The organism is Legionella bozemanae (assembly GCF_900450575.1).
Taxonomy (GTDB): domain Bacteria; phylum Pseudomonadota; class Gammaproteobacteria; order Legionellales; family Legionellaceae; genus Legionella; species Legionella bozemanae.
In genome coordinates, this window is record NZ_UGGY01000001.1 from 3,259,004 (window position 1) to 3,273,460 (window position 14,457).

Sequence of the window (14,457 nt, forward strand, 5' to 3'; positions counted from 1 at the left end):
TATCAAAAAAACATTCTTATTTTATCAATTGTGCAATTTTGCGTAGATCATTTAATACCAACCTAATCTTAATTGTTCAAAATTACACCAATATATTTGTAAATAGTTAAGGTGTAATTATGGCTTCTATTATCGAATTGATGGCTGAGTTAAATTTCCCAACCAATCAAGGGGGAGTTTGTGTGGGACTTGCCTTAATGGCAGAGAGAGCACGTCGATGTGGTCAGTATGAGAAATTTAAAGAAAGGATGGATTACCTTGAGAACCTGGGCTCAAATCAGCTCGCTTCTTTGCTAGATGCTGCAAAAAAACACGCTGCCTTATTAAGTTCAAAGCCTTTAAATAAGCCATCGTCCAGAGAAGAAGAGATTCTCTCAAAGACGCTATTGACTAAAGACGAAGAAATTCTCTTAACCATAGAGGCGTTCTTTTTCCAAGTATGGATGCACTATAAGCCTGATGAAATTCAGAATTTTTTAGAACTATATGGAGAAAAATTTCATCAAAAAGATACGCAAAAATTAGAATCTTTTATGTACGATATTGCTTCCAGCGATAAAGAAATTTCTCCACTCAATGAGCCTAAAAAATTCTTTCTTTCTGATACAACACTAAATAATGCGCCATCGCTGCAACAATTTTTAGAAAAAATACAATCAGCGAGTCAAAAAGAGCAGTTATCATTTGGTATAGTAATGGATTCCGGAACGCATGCCATTCATGTTTTTTATAATAATCAGACCAATACCTGGACATTAACTAATCATTCTGATCTAAGAACTTGCGATTCTATCCAGACTGCCGCAAGAAGGATAGCCAAAGCATTTACTGAAAATGAGATATTTCATTTGTCTCTGAGCGTTTTTACCGATGAGCCCGCCGAAAAACTTTCAGGTTTTTGGAAAGAATTAGAGGCTGTATCGACCGCCTCCTTCCTATCAATTATTGAAAATAAAAACGTCAATGCAACTGATTCTTTTAATAATACCCCTTTACTTGTTGCTGCAATGCGCGGCCATAAAGAAGTAGTACAAGAATTATTAAAGCAACCTGAAACTAATGTAAATAAAGCAAATAATCTATTGGACACCCCCTTATTATATGCAGCATGTCTTGGTTACCCCGAGATTGTGGCTGCATTCATGAATCATCCGCAAATAGCCCCAGAAAAAAGTTATCTTTGTTCACCCCTATTTGCTGCGGTAGCAAATGGCCATCTTGAGGTGGTGCAAGAATTATTAAAACATCCATCTAAAATCAATGTAAATCAAAATGGTACCTTAGCGCTTGCTGTAAAAATTGGGCGTAAAGACATTTTTCATGAACTACTTAAGTCGCCATTTATAGATATCAATACGTATAAATCCAATGCTCTTTTTGGTGGTAATGAACGCAAAACGGCATTGATTTTCGCTATAGAGAGAGGCGACTTTGATATCGTAGATGAGTTATTAAATCATAATAAAATTGATATCTCTAGACCAGGTAATTTTGATGATACGCCTTTAAAATCTGCAATTTGCTCTGGCCATCTAAATATCGTGAAAGAGTTATGTAAAAATGAAAATTTAGATGTAAATTTTAGTCATTCACCAGGCCTCATCCGTCGTAACACTGCGTTGATTCTCGCCATAAATTATAATCGTATCGACATGATACAGGAATTACTAAAACACCCTAAAATTGATGTGAATGAGAAGGGTGAATTGGAGCTACCACTTCATCAAGCTATAAAAGACGGCAAAATCGATGTGGTTAAAGAATTATTGAAACATCCAAAAATTGATTTGCTGAAAGTTGATAAATCTGGTCGTAACTCCCTGGTAATTGCGTTTGAACGTGGTGATGCTGCTATAATTTCAGCTTTGAGAGAAAAATTTTCAGAAATAGGGAATCAAGCTAAGACGAAGGATAGTTCGACTTTTTCTCAGATTGAATCATCAATGGAGCCTTCCGTTTCCGCAGCGTCCAGTAATTCAACGATTCCTCAGATTAATCCATCGTTGAGTTTTTTTACTGCCGCAGCGCCTAGTCATGCAACGGCTCCTCAGGATACCCCATCGCTGCGTTTTTTTGCTCCTGCAGTGCCCAATAATTCAACGGTTCCTCAGATTGCACCTCCGAACTCCTCCGATCCAGCAGTGAAAAATAGTTATACAATGGAGCCAATAATCAATTTTATAAAAATAACAATCGAACGATTAAATACTTGTGAAACTAGACTTGGAAAAACTGTTTATGTGGGAGCTACTTACTTAACATGGGAGTTCGAGCAATATCTTCAATCTGTAGAAAGGGAAGTTAATGGAGATATCTTAGATCCGGAAACGCTAGGAAGCTTAAAGCCGCTGGTAAATAAGGTGAGAAATTGTAAAGATCTGACTCCTATTTTTGTACAAGAAAGATGGCGATTTTTTCCTGAGTTCACTCTTGCAATGAAAGAAATGGAACGACGCTATAAAGCGATTACCGTAGATTCGCCTACTTGTGCAAACCCTATAGGATAGGCTAGCTGGATGCCGATACCTCGGCTATTGTCCTTATTGAGACATAGGTAACAAAATATTCCCGAAACATAGGATACACTCAAAGGTATTTCTGGAGCCAAAGGATTGTAGCAAGGCCGTGGATTGCTTATTTTCCCATGCTATTTTACAGTAATTTTTTTACGAAAAAGAAAGTAAATGCAGTTAAAAGTATATCTAAATTAATAGGGTTTTACTTAATTTTCCTGGCTCTTCACAAACTAAGCGTGGCAATAAGTATCCTGGTAAAAGATGTTGTAATTGCTGATAAATACTTTGTACTCTAGTGAAAGGCAAATCAAAATGCGCCGCTCCTTCTACTTTATCTAATCGATGTAAATAATAAGGTAGAACACCGTATGCAAATAAAGCTTGGCTTAAATCAGCCAGAATATGAGCATCATCATTTATTCCTGCTAATAAAACAGTTTGATTTAGCAAATGGCATCCTATTTGCCGTAAATCATTAAGTACCTGGCGCACCGAATCATCCAGCTCCTGTGCGTGATTGCAATGCAGCACAATCACCTTGTTCAATCGAGTTGTTTTTAATAATGAAAGTAAGCCCTGCTCAATCCTTTCGGGAAAAACCACAGGAATTCGTGTATGAATACGCAAAGTATGCAGATGAGAAATATCTTCCAATTGCTTGATGAGATCAGTGAGTACCAAATCAGATGCCAACAAGGGATCTCCACCGCTTAAAATCACCTCTGTGATACTGGTATCTTGCGCAAGATAATCACAAATTGCTTTAAAGCCATTACGGCCAGGATTATTATCTTGATAGGGAAAATGTCTACGAAAACAAAAACGACAGTTCACCGCACAAACACCGGTCAGGGTTAACAAAACACGACCGTAATACTTATGAATTAATCCTCGAATTGGATTAGTACTGCGCTCATCTAAGGGGTCAACACTGAATCCTTCCTTGACGTGTAATTCAGATTCAGTAGCTAAAACTTGCAGCAATAAAGGATCACGAGGATTTCCTTTTTGCATGCGCTTGGCAAATCCTAGAGGAATACGACTCGGAAATTGCTTTTCAGCATCTAAACTTCCAATAGAGGAAGGCAGTTCCAGAAAAGTTAACAGTTCAGTAACTGAAGCAAAACCTTGCGCCAAATTTTTTTGCCAACTTAAAGAGGTATCTCGCATTAATTACACAGACTTGATAAACTGTGCGAACTTTAACTAAAACAGAGCAAAATCTCAACTGTGGAGCACTAATGGCAACTTATGGCAGTAATGAATTAAAGAATGGCTTGAAAGTAATGGTTGATGACGCCCCATGTACTATTCTCGATTGTGAATTTGTAAAGCCCGGAAAAGGGCAAGCCTTTACTCGCATTAAAATTCGCAACTTAAAAACAGGTCGAGTGGTAGAGCGCACACTCAAATCAAATGAGACCATATCTTCTGCTGATGTGGTTGATATGGAAATGCAATATCTTTATAACGACGGCGAACACTGGCATTTTATGGTTCCCGATAATTTTGAACAATATGCGTTGACTAAAGAAGTACTTGCCGATGCAGCACAATGGCTAAAAGAGCAAGATATTTGTATCGTCACCCTTTGGAATAATGAGCCAATACAAGTTACACCACCGAATTTTGTGATTTTGGAAATTACCGAAACCGATCCTGGATTAAAAGGTGATACTTCTGGAGGCGGTGGAAAACCAGCCACTTTAGAAACCGGAGCTGTAGTGCGTGTGCCCTTATTCGTACAAACTGGCGAGCTAATTAAAGTAGATACTCGTAAAGGGGAATATGTCTCTCGCGCGAAAGAATAACACGATGAGTAATTCCTCAAGTTTAAGGAATTTTAATTTAGATTATTTTCAGATAACTCTGTAACTCAAAATTAAAAAATTATGTTCCTAGGGCAAATAATCGCCCAACCGTCTTAATGTTTACTCGAACGGTTGGGTTTGAGCGCAGGTTGTGCCAAATACAGCCGCTCCCTGATAGAAGCTGAGTACCTGCGGTTTATTGGATCCTCGCAGCCTCCCCACGAGGATCTTTCTATGAACCTGTTGAAAGCAGGTTTTTCAATTAATAAACCTGATACGTATTATACATACCCCAATAACCCACATTACCTAAATCGTCATAGCCATAATAATAAGCATCGCTATCATTGTAATAATCTATATCCCAATAAGGGCTGGTTTGATAGCCACTAACACTATAAACGTAAGCAGGAGTACTATAGGCTGGAGTATAATAAGTCTTAGAATACCCCGGGGTATAATAGGTCTTCACCGCAGGGTAATAGGTCTTCTTGGTCTTAGCAGGAGTGGTATAGTAAGTCTTGGTATAGGTTTTGGTAGTATAAACTGGAGTAGTATAGGTTGGAGTATAGTAAACTCGATCCCTAGCACATCCTGTTACTAATGATATGGTGCCTAACACCGTTACAGCAAGCATTAATCTGTTCATGATCTCTTCCTATTCATTGATACTTAATAGACTGAATCTTAAAAATTAGTAATAATGCCAGTGATGCCATCTGTGCCAGTGCGATCTGTTCCAATGATGCCACCTGTGCCCATGATGCCAATAAGCATAATTTGCTACTTTGGATAAATTATTGTTAGCGGACGAGACATCTGTCCTTAGAGCTGGATTCTCAAGAGCCAAAGGGAACGCCGCAAAAGCGGGCCAGGCAGTTAAGAAAAACGGAATACTTAATACTACGGAAATAATTAGTTTTTTCATAATAGCCTCCTGGCTCTTATTACAAATCTAATTGGGTAGATTAAGTATACAATATGATTATATTTTAATCAAAATGATTGTTTTTTATTAATTTCCTTGCTGAAATACAGGCAACGACTTCCCGTCCTCTGAGCCTGTTATATCATTCACTGTGGAGGTTTATGCAGAGCTTAAGGCTTCCCATCAACTGCACAGGCTTGCACACCACTCTCCAAAACAACCTCCCGATCTGAAGTTATTAAATGGTTCAGTCAGGAAGAGTCATTACCTATATATGTAAATAATAGACCATTGAGACCATGGGTGTGTATTTTTTGCGCAAACTTTACTTATTTCTTATTTCTAAATAAATGATTTGCAGAAGCTTGCACCGTAGGCATAATCGTCATTTCTTCGATATCCATATGTTGTGGACGAGTAATACAATATACAATGGCATCTGCTATATCCTCTGCCAATAAGGGTTGAAAATCCTGGTAAAACTCTTTTGCTTTTTGTTTATCATTCCAGCGTACTTCACTAAACTCAGTTTCTACTGCCCCTGGAGCGATTTCAGTAACACGAACCGGACTGCCCAACATATCCAGCCTCATCGATTTTGAAATAGCGTGTACTGCATGTTTTGTTGCACAATAAACGTTACCGTTTGGATAACATTCATGTCCCGCCACAGAACTGATATTCACTATATGACCACGGCCTCGTTCTAACATACCTGGAATCAAAGTACGACTTACATAAAGCAGCCCTTTAATATTGGTATCAATCATGACATCCCAATGTGCTTCAATTCCCTGTTGCAAAGGCAAAGTATCCAATGCCAATCCTGCATTATTAATTAAGATCTCTACAGAGCGCCATTGATTGGGTAACGAGCTTAATTGTTTCTTAACTTGTTCATGGTCGCATACGTCTAAAGGTAAAACGTAATGTTCTTCTCCATATTGTTGTCTCAACTCTTTTGCCAAAACCTCGAGGCGTTCACCACGTCGAGCACTGAGTATCAATCGAGCGCCATGCTTTGCACACAATCGTGCACAAGCCTGGCCAATTCCGCTGGAAGCCCCTGTAATTAAAATAATTTTATTGGTTAAATCATTCATCTCTTAGCCCCTTTTTTGCTACCTACGTTCTGCGACGTGTTCGCGAAATCCATGATCGATCTGGATTAATAATCAGACATTGCCGCCTTATTCTCCATGTCCTGGATCCCGCGAACACGTCGCGAAACGTAGACTATGGATGAATTGTTAATATACCCTACTTAAATTGAGAAGAAATACAATGAAATTAATGAAAAATATTTATCTCTGATTGAGGTGCAAACACGCTCCACCTTGCGGCATAAAATGTAGTTGCGCGTAAGATTATTCGTGTTGTTGTAATAATTGCATCACTTCTTCGTCTGTCGTTTGTGAAAAATCATTGTACCATAATCCTACAGCATAAAAATTTACCGGACGCATTGGGCAAATGATCTCATCAACTAATGGAGCAATTTCGTCGCAGGTCGAGCGTGCAGCAACTGGAATTGCGACAATAAGTTTTGCTGGTTTTTTTTGTTTCAACGCGGCAATTGCTGCTCGCATGGTATAACCGGTTGCAATGCCATCATCCACAAGAATTATGGTTTTCCCCGATAACTCAGGAAAGGGTTTCTTGCCACGATAAACCTGTTCACGCCGCAATAATTCTTCCTGTTCAGATTTTTGAATTGTATCAATCGATTCTGTAGATATATGCAATAAGTTAACTATTTCTTCATTTAAAACAGTTATCCCTCCAGAGGCAATAGCACCCATAGCTAACTCTTCATGGCCAGGAACACCGAGCTTGCGTACAATAAAAATATCAAGCGGGAGTGATAGTTTCTGCGCAATTTCATAGCCTACAGGGACACCTCCTCGAGGTAGTGCCAATACAATGACATCCGTGCGCTTTGCATAATTCTTTAGCAAATCCACTAGAACACGGCCTGCTTGATAGCGATCATCATAGTTCATTGCCATATTCCTCCAAAACGATCCTTCACATTGAAGTCTAGTCCATACTTCGTGATGTAACAAAGTATCCAGGGCTATCCTTAATCGTTATTCTGTGAATGAATTTATCCCACTATGCTATATTTTAACAATCAGGCTGTTCTCATGGAGGAAATAGCGATGAATGTTACTGAAAAGATTATCAAAGCACATCTTCTTGAAGGCGAAATGGAACCAGGAAAAGAGATTGCCTTAAAAATAGACCAAACTCTTTGTCAAGACGCGACAGGCACCCTGGTCATGCTTGAATTGGAAGCAATAGGTCTTGAACGAACTCAAGCTGAAATTTCCGTTCAATATGTAGACCACAACCTAATTCAAGAAGACAATAAAAATCCTGATGATCATCTCTTTCTTGCAAGTGCAGCAAGACGTTTTGGTCTTTATTTTAGCCGGCCTGGTAATGGCATCAGCCATGCGGTACATATGCAAAATTTTGGAAAACCAGGTAAAACACTAACCGGATCAGACAGTCATACCTGTGCTGCGGGTTCTCTGGGAATGATTGCTATTGGTTCTGGAGGGTTGGAAGTCGCAATGGCAATAGCAGGTTATCCATTGTATATAAAAATGCCCAAAGTTATGGGCATTCATCTAACCGGCTCGCTGCCCAAATGGGTAAGTGCAAAAGATGTTATTTTGGAAATGTTACGTCGTTATGATGTAAAAGGTGGTGTGGGCTACATTTTTGAATATTACGGGGAAGGTTTAAAACACTTAAGCGCTATGGATCGCCATGTGATTGCCAATATGGGCGCTGAGCTAGGAGCAACTACTACAGTATTTCCTTCAGATGAAATCACCAAGGAGTTCTTGCAAAGTCAAGGCCGCGAAAAAGACTGGATTGAATTAAAAGCAGACAAAAAAACAGCCTATGATGAACATGCAGAAATCAACTTATCCAATCTCATACCACTGATTGCGAAGCCTACGAGCCCAGGAAATGTGGTTCCAGTTGCCGAAATAGCAGGCCAAGAGGTTTATCAAACCTATATCGGCTCCTCAGCCAATCCTGGTTATCGAGACTTTGCGATTGCAGCCGAAATAGTAAAAGGACGAACGGTTCACCCCAACGTGTCATTTGATATTAATCCAACTTCCCGGACTATTTTAGAAGAATTAGTACGAGATGGTCATTTAGGAAGTTTGATTCACGCAGGTGCTCGCATTCATCAGGCAGGATGCAATGGATGCATTGGAATGGGGCAGGCCCCTGCAACAGAAAAAAACAGCTTACGCACCGTACCCAGAAATTTCCCCGGACGTTCAGGCACTGACGAAGACAAGGTTTTTCTTTGTAGCCCTGAAACTGCAGCAGCATCTGCATTAACAGGATTAATTACCGATCCTACAACTTTAGATATGCCTTATCCTAAAATAAAAATACCCAAAAAAAGGATCTTAAATCATGCCTGCTTTGAAGGCCCCCTGCCTTTAGATGAAGCAAAAAAAATAAAATTAGTGAAAGGACCAAATATCGTAACTTTACCTGAATTTGAACCATTGCCTTCTTCACTGAAAATACCCGTGTTACTCAAAGTAGAGGATAATATTTCAACGGATGAAATTTCCCCCGCTGGGGCTAAAGTTCTACCTTATCGGAGTAATATTCCTAAAATTAGTGAATTTACTTTTACTCATATCGATTCAGACTACGCTGAGCGTGCAAAAAAAAATAAAAAAGGCCATGTAATCATAGGTGGAGAAAATTATGGGCAAGGTTCTAGCCGAGAGCATGCAGCTTTAGCGCCCCGTTATTTGGGTCTACGAATAGTCATTGCTAAAAGTTTTGCCCGCATTCATTGGCAAAATCTGATCAATTTCGGCATTTTACCTTTAGTTTTTAAAAATCCTAAAGATTATGATGCAATTGACTTAAATGATATTGTCGAAATCAAGAAATTGCCTGACATTCTGGACAAAGAGACATTTAAAATAAAAATCAATGACAAAGAAGTGGAAGTACAACAAACCTTATCGAAACGTCAGATTGAATTGCTTCTTGAAGGTGGATTAATTAATTGGGTGAAAAAAGATCTTAAAAAGAAACATAAAAATAAATAAAACCCAACCAATGTAACCTGGTTGCCTGCACCCAGGTTTTTTAAATTCACTCATACAGATTCCTGACGATAAACAACTGTCTCTTGAGCACCTCTGCCTATACCTCGCGGACACCCCCGCGAACAAGTAATGAAGGCGGGGCGCCAGTATAAAATTGGCTGGCTTTTCTGAGATGTGTATAAGATTCAGCTGCCAGCAGCTTAGCTTACACTATGAGCTCTTAGATGGACTTTGATCAAAGTTCAGTTTTGGTCCTAAAGGTACGATTTGTGTTGGGTTTATGGTCTTATGACTAAAATAATAATGTTGTTTGATGTGTAAAAAGTTTACAGTTTCACTTATCCCTGGATGGTGATACAACCGTACTAAATAAGGTTGTAGCCCCTTATAATCACTTATTCGCTGCTGGTTTGTTTTGAAATGACTGTAATATACGGCATCAAAACGAATTAACGTCGTAAATAAGCGCCAGTCAGCCTCAGTTAATTGTTCCCCGAATAAATATTTTTGGTGGCGTAAGCGCACATCCAGTTCATAAAGCAAAAGAAATAATTGGATATACGCCTCTTCATAGGCTTGCTGAGTTGTCGCAAAGCCACAGCGATAAACCCCATTATTAATAGCATTATAAATTCGCTCATTCAACGCATCAATTTCTGCACGCAGCGGTTCTGGATAAAAATCTTGGTTATCTCCTGTTAAATGGTTAAATGCCTGATTAAACTGTTGAATAATTTCTGCTGATTCATTATTAACAATCGTTTTTTCTTTTTTATCCCACAGAACAGGTACAGTGACTCTACCACTGTATTTATTGTCTGCTTTAATATAAAGCTCATATAAATAGTGCAATTCATAAAGGGAATCTCCAGTAGCTCCCATCCCTTTTTTAAATTCCCAACCATACTCAAGCATATGAGGGTGCACAATAGAGACATCGATATAATCATCTAATTTTTTGAGTTTTCTGAAGATTAAAGTACGATGCGCCCACGGACAAGCAAGTGATACATACAAATGGTAACGGCCCTTTTCAGCAGGAAAACGCGTGTTGGGCTCATTACTAATTGCCGAGTGAAATTGTGTAGGTTCTCGTTTGAATGCCCCTCCTGTTTTAGAAGTATCATACCAAACATCATACCATTGACCATCAACTAATTGTCCCATGATTTATCCTTAGTTATATTTGATAAACTGCTTTTCTCACAAGCAATAGATTATGCTATATATTAAAAACGACTTCAGAAAAGAATAGCACATGAATAATTCCAATAATCCTTATTTATCAGGAAACTATGCTCCAGTTCACGATGAATTGAACGTGAATCAATTAGAAGTAATAGGTGAAATCCCTAAGGATTTAATGGGAATCTATATGCGTAATGGCCCAAATCCGGAATTCCCGCCTATTTCCTATACTTATCCATACGATGGCGACGGCATGATTCATGCTGTTTATATTGCAAATGGTAAAGCAGCGTACAGGAATCGATTTGTTGAAACCAAAGGGTTACTTAAAGAGCGAAAAGCGGGAAAAGCACTCTATGGCGGCGTTTTGCACCCGGCACCAATGGATCCTAAGTGGGCAGGCCCTGAAGATGAGCCCATTGCCATAAAAAATGGCGCATTTATTCATATTATTCGTTACCACGATATTTATCTGGCGCTCAGTGAATCGGCACCAGCATATCGCATGACATCACAGTTGGATACCCTTGGTGAATGGAAGCCTTATCAAGACCAACACGCCATAGAAGTTTGTGCTCATACTCGATTAGATCCACTAAATGGCGAGTTGTGGTTTGTCAATTACGCTTTAATTCCACCCTATTTAACGTTTTATCGATTGGATAAACATGGAAGAACTATGCAAAAATGGGATATTGAAAAACCCTATTGTTCTATGATTCATGATTTTATTTTAACAAAGAATTACGTTCTTGTTTTTGACTGTCCTGTGCTCTTTGATATACAACAGATAATGTCTGGCGGAGCTGTTTTGAGTTGGCGACCTGAGCTCGGTGTACGTATCGGTGTTATGCCGCGTTCAGGGGGACAAATAAAATGGTTTCACACCGAAGCGTTTTTTGTATTTCATTTTGCTAATGCTTATGAGCAAAACCATGAAATTGTTATTGACTACGTTAGGCATGAAAAAATTGTTCTTTTAACACAGGAAGAGAAGCAATCTGTCCCTCCTAGACTAAATCGAACTGTTCTTAATCTGGAAACAGGAATGATGAAACATGCTGTATTAGATGAGCGGCTGGTAGAATTTCCTCGTATTAGGGAAGAGCAAAACAGTCTATCCCATCAATTTATTTATACACCGACAAAAACGGCTGATCTTAATGCCAAGCAAGCCTTTAATGCGCTAATAAAATATGATGTAATGAATCAGCGCTCATGGATTTATGATTTTGGCCCTCATGCAGAAATAGGAGAGGCGGTTTTTGCACCAGCCGCAACCCATAAATCAGAAGATGACGGTTATTTACTGTTATTTGTATACGATAAGCGTTCAAACCAAAGCGAGCTCGTTTTATTAGATGCCCAAAATTTCGAGAATGATCCTATTGCTCGCATTAAGATGCCTCGCCGAATTCCCCACGGCTTGCATGGTTCATGGATGTCTGGAGTTTGGTAATTATGGGAATACAACAATAACCTTATAATATAAGCTATTTTTGATTTATTTTAATTTTTAGATCCATGCTATGATGCATTACTTAAATTATTTATTAATCTATTAATGAATAGAAAAGTAATTTGCATCGGTGGGATAACCGTTGATCGAAAACTAACATCGATTCATCAATTGCAATTGGGAACTTCCAATCCCGTGTCCTCCACGTATACCTTTGGCGGCGTTGCTCATAATGTAGCGCTTAATCTTGCCTTGCTGACGAATAATGTGCATTTCTACAGTGTGGTTGGGCAGGACAATTATGGATTACAGGCAATAGCCAATTTGAAAAGCATGGATGTCCAAATCCAAAATATTCTTACACTTCATGACAAATCTACTGCTCATTATGATGTTATTCTTGATAATGAAGGGGAGTTATTTCTTGCTTTAGCAGACATGGAAATTTTTGATCATGTTCCTTTCGCGCAGTTCACTCAATCTTGGAGTGAATGGAGTAATGAAGAAATTGTTTTTCTGGACACTAATTTGTCCCAAGAAATAATCGAATATGCGATTCAAATAGCACGCAGTCAAAATATTAAGCTATGTATTGATCCTGTTTCTGTAGTCAAAGCAAAAAAACTTCCAGCGAGTTTGGAACATATTTTTCTACTGAAACCCGATCGTTTTGAAGCAGAGGCATTGACTCATATTCGGATTCATTCAGTATCCGATTGCATCAAGGCAGGTCACGTGTTATTGGATAAAGGAGTTAGAAATTGCATTATCAGTTTGGGCAAATTCGGCTATGTGATTGTTAATGAAACCATTCAAAAACATTTCCCTGCACTGCTTAGCGAGCCAATTATTGATGTTAGCGGGGCAGGGGATGCTTTTATTGCTGGAATTCTTTATGAATTAAAACAAGAAAAACCAATCATTGATGCATGTCAAACCGGCGCTGCAATGGCTGCTTTAACCCTGCAATCGTGTCATACGGTCAATAAACAAATTCATTATGAAGCACTAAAAAATATTCAGCTTATTAAAATAAGAGAAACAGATGATGAAGCAATTTTTTGATTATTCTCCAGAAGTACAATCAGCTCTTGAAAATAAAAAACCTGTGTTGGCGTTAGAGTCCACGATTATTTCCCATGGCATGCCTTATCCTGATAATTATGAAACAGCCCAGGCAGTGGAACATATTGTTCGAGAATACGATGTCACTCCAGCTACAATTGCCGTGATTGATGGAAAAATAAAGATCGGTATAACAGAAAATGAATTACATCAATTTGCATGCAATAAAGAGGTTTTAAAAGCAAGCCGACGCGATTTGCCTTTTATAGTAGCCAACAAGTATTCTGCTGGAACCACGGTTGCTGCAACCTTATTTTGTGCTGCTAAAGCAGGTATTAAATTATTCGCTACAGGAGGAATTGGCGGTGTCCATCGAGGGGATGCTCAGGATATTTCTGCTGATTTAATTGAAATCTCAAGAACACCGATTGCAGTTATTTGTGCTGGTGCAAAAGCCATCCTTGACCTCCCCCGTACCTTAGAGTTTTTAGAAACAATGAGCGTCCCTGTTATTGGTTATCGCACGCAAGTATTACCTGCATTTTATACTGACTCGACTCAGTATTCGTTATCAACTTGGGTAGAAGACGTACCCACCCTTGCTAAAATAGTAACAGCTCATTGGGATATCGGCATGTCTTCAGGAGCCTTAATTACCAATCCAATTCCTGCGGAATTTAACATTCCGCTTGAAGTGATTGAACCAGTAATCATGAATGCCATACAAAAAGCGGAGCAAAATAATATTTCAGGAAAAGCATTAACGCCTTTTCTCTTGGCCGAAGTAGCCCAACTGACCCAAGGCAAAAGTTTGCTTGCCAATATCGCTTTAATTAAAAATAATGCACGTCTGGGGGCAGAGCTCGCACGTGCTGTTCTCGCTTTATGATGAGGTTTTTGTGCTCGCTCATGGTCGTCAAGCTAAGAATATTTAGTGTTTCATTTTACTTGTCATCCCCCGAGCAGGCGGATCCATTTTTATACTGGCATTATGCTCAATCATGAATGGATTTCTATCTTCGCAGGAGTGACAACATCCATTTTTTGCTAAAAGCCTCTAGCCATATAAGCGCCAATGGTATCGCTCATTCGCTCTTTAGCCACTAAAAAACCTGATTCAGCAGAACAGTGCACATCAAGAGGATTACAAATCATAGCTCGAATCAATCGAGGCCCCATTCCTGGCATCCCCGCATGCATTACTTTTTTATTATCAATGAGCAATATATCCCCTTTTTTCCACAAACAGGATGAATAATAGTGTCGCATGAGCTGAGCAAGCTCTTTAACTTCTTTATCATTAAAACAACTGCCTACTTTCACCATATGTGCGGAAGAGGAGGTACTTTTTCTGCTCGCTTTAAAATTGGAAAATTTTGTGCGT

Annotated in this window: 12 protein-coding genes; 6 read left to right on the plus strand and 6 right to left on the minus strand. The window is 39.0% G+C overall.

Translation table 11 applies throughout. From position 1 onward, the window contains the following. The first annotated feature begins 119 nt into the window (after positions 1-119). The gene (locus tag DY223_RS14490) at positions 120-2,507 is read left to right on the plus strand and encodes an ankyrin repeat domain-containing protein (RefSeq protein ID WP_058458580.1); all 2,388 of its coding nucleotides are present in this window, start codon (positions 120-122) and stop codon (positions 2,505-2,507) included. 195 nt (positions 2,508-2,702) lie between these two features. Here the strand turns inward: DY223_RS14490 and epmB are convergent, their stop codons facing one another. Further along, positions 2,703-3,686, minus strand: a complete 984-nt coding sequence (gene epmB, locus DY223_RS14495) for an EF-P beta-lysylation protein EpmB (protein WP_058458581.1) — start codon at positions 3,684-3,686, stop codon at positions 2,703-2,705. A 71-nt stretch (positions 3,687-3,757) separates the two neighbouring features. On the opposite strand from epmB, the gene efp reads away from it, so the two are divergent. After that, a complete protein-coding gene (gene efp / locus DY223_RS14500) occupies positions 3,758-4,327 on the plus strand; it encodes an elongation factor P (RefSeq protein ID WP_058458582.1) in 570 nt (189 codons plus the stop codon). Between the two features lie 262 nt (positions 4,328-4,589). Here the strand turns inward: efp and DY223_RS19535 are convergent, their stop codons facing one another. The 3 genes from DY223_RS19535 to DY223_RS14515 all read right to left on the minus strand — a co-directional run bounded on the left by DY223_RS19535 (position 4,590) and on the right by DY223_RS14515 (position 7,258). Further along, the gene (locus DY223_RS19535; RefSeq protein ID WP_058458583.1) at positions 4,590-4,976 is read right to left on the minus strand and encodes a hypothetical protein; all 387 of its coding nucleotides are present in this window, start codon (positions 4,974-4,976) and stop codon (positions 4,590-4,592) included. A gap of 608 nt (positions 4,977-5,584) precedes the next feature. After that, complete coding sequence (locus DY223_RS14510; protein ID WP_058458584.1) at positions 5,585-6,358, minus strand: SDR family NAD(P)-dependent oxidoreductase; 774 nt, start codon at positions 6,356-6,358, stop codon at positions 5,585-5,587. A 264-nt stretch (positions 6,359-6,622) separates the two neighbouring features. Then, positions 6,623-7,258 (minus strand): phosphoribosyltransferase, encoded by a 636-nt coding sequence (locus tag DY223_RS14515; RefSeq protein WP_058458592.1) that lies wholly within the window; start codon positions 7,256-7,258, stop codon positions 6,623-6,625. A gap of 159 nt (positions 7,259-7,417) precedes the next feature. On the opposite strand from DY223_RS14515, the gene DY223_RS14520 reads away from it, so the two are divergent. Next, entirely contained in the window at positions 7,418-9,361 is a 1,944-nt protein-coding gene (locus DY223_RS14520; RefSeq protein WP_058458585.1) for an aconitate hydratase, read from the plus strand. A gap of 210 nt (positions 9,362-9,571) precedes the next feature. Here the strand turns inward: DY223_RS14520 and DY223_RS14525 are convergent, their stop codons facing one another. After that, positions 9,572-10,528: a glutathione S-transferase family protein gene (locus tag DY223_RS14525; protein WP_058458586.1), complete on the minus strand. Its 957-nt coding sequence runs from the start codon at positions 10,526-10,528 to the stop codon at positions 9,572-9,574. A 91-nt stretch (positions 10,529-10,619) separates the two neighbouring features. Between DY223_RS14525 and DY223_RS14530 the strand changes: the two genes are divergently transcribed. The 3 genes from DY223_RS14530 to DY223_RS14540 all read left to right on the plus strand — a co-directional run bounded on the left by DY223_RS14530 (position 10,620) and on the right by DY223_RS14540 (position 13,962). Next, positions 10,620-12,008, plus strand: coding sequence for a carotenoid oxygenase family protein (locus tag DY223_RS14530; protein WP_058458587.1), 1,389 nt, complete (start codon positions 10,620-10,622; stop codon positions 12,006-12,008). Between the two features lie 105 nt (positions 12,009-12,113). Continuing rightward, positions 12,114-13,073 carry a carbohydrate kinase family protein gene (locus DY223_RS14535; protein WP_058458588.1) on the plus strand — a complete coding sequence of 320 codons (960 nt, stop codon included), beginning with the start codon at positions 12,114-12,116 and terminating at the stop codon, positions 13,071-13,073. Further along, complete coding sequence (locus DY223_RS14540; RefSeq protein ID WP_276330987.1) at positions 13,054-13,962, plus strand: pseudouridine-5'-phosphate glycosidase; 909 nt, start codon at positions 13,054-13,056, stop codon at positions 13,960-13,962. Before DY223_RS14535 ends, DY223_RS14540 begins: the two co-directional genes overlap by 20 nt. Positions 13,963-14,120: 158 nt before the next feature. On the opposite strand, the gene DY223_RS19540 is transcribed toward DY223_RS14540, so the two are convergent. After that, on the minus strand, positions 14,121-14,399 hold the full coding sequence (locus tag DY223_RS19540) for a TauD/TfdA family dioxygenase (protein ID WP_244944212.1): 279 nt from the start codon (positions 14,397-14,399) through the stop codon (positions 14,121-14,123). Positions 14,400-14,457: the final 58 nt, after the last annotated feature.

What these genes read in the sequence shown, in the direction of transcription:
- DY223_RS14490 (WP_058458580.1), top strand. Translation starts at nt 120, where the DNA reads ATGGCTTCTATTATCGAATTGATGGCTGAGTTAAATTTCCCAACCAAT.
- epmB (WP_058458581.1), bottom strand. Translation starts at nt 3,686, where the DNA reads ATGCGAGATACCTCTTTAAGTTGGCAAAAAAATTTGGCGCAAGGTTTT.
- efp (WP_058458582.1), top strand. Translation starts at nt 3,758, where the DNA reads ATGGCAACTTATGGCAGTAATGAATTAAAGAATGGCTTGAAAGTAATG.
- DY223_RS19535 (WP_058458583.1), bottom strand. Translation starts at nt 4,976, where the DNA reads ATGAACAGATTAATGCTTGCTGTAACGGTGTTAGGCACCATATCATTA.
- DY223_RS14510 (WP_058458584.1), bottom strand. Translation starts at nt 6,358, where the DNA reads ATGAATGATTTAACCAATAAAATTATTTTAATTACAGGGGCTTCCAGC.
- DY223_RS14515 (WP_058458592.1), bottom strand. Translation starts at nt 7,258, where the DNA reads ATGAACTATGATGATCGCTATCAAGCAGGCCGTGTTCTAGTGGATTTG.
- DY223_RS14520 (WP_058458585.1), top strand. Translation starts at nt 7,418, where the DNA reads ATGAATGTTACTGAAAAGATTATCAAAGCACATCTTCTTGAAGGCGAA.
- DY223_RS14525 (WP_058458586.1), bottom strand. Translation starts at nt 10,528, where the DNA reads ATGGGACAATTAGTTGATGGTCAATGGTATGATGTTTGGTATGATACT.
- DY223_RS14530 (WP_058458587.1), top strand. Translation starts at nt 10,620, where the DNA reads ATGAATAATTCCAATAATCCTTATTTATCAGGAAACTATGCTCCAGTT.
- DY223_RS14535 (WP_058458588.1), top strand. Translation starts at nt 12,114, where the DNA reads ATGAATAGAAAAGTAATTTGCATCGGTGGGATAACCGTTGATCGAAAA.
- DY223_RS14540 (WP_276330987.1), top strand. Translation starts at nt 13,054, where the DNA reads ATGATGAAGCAATTTTTTGATTATTCTCCAGAAGTACAATCAGCTCTT.
- DY223_RS19540 (WP_244944212.1), bottom strand. Translation starts at nt 14,399, where the DNA reads ATGGTGAAAGTAGGCAGTTGTTTTAATGATAAAGAAGTTAAAGAGCTT.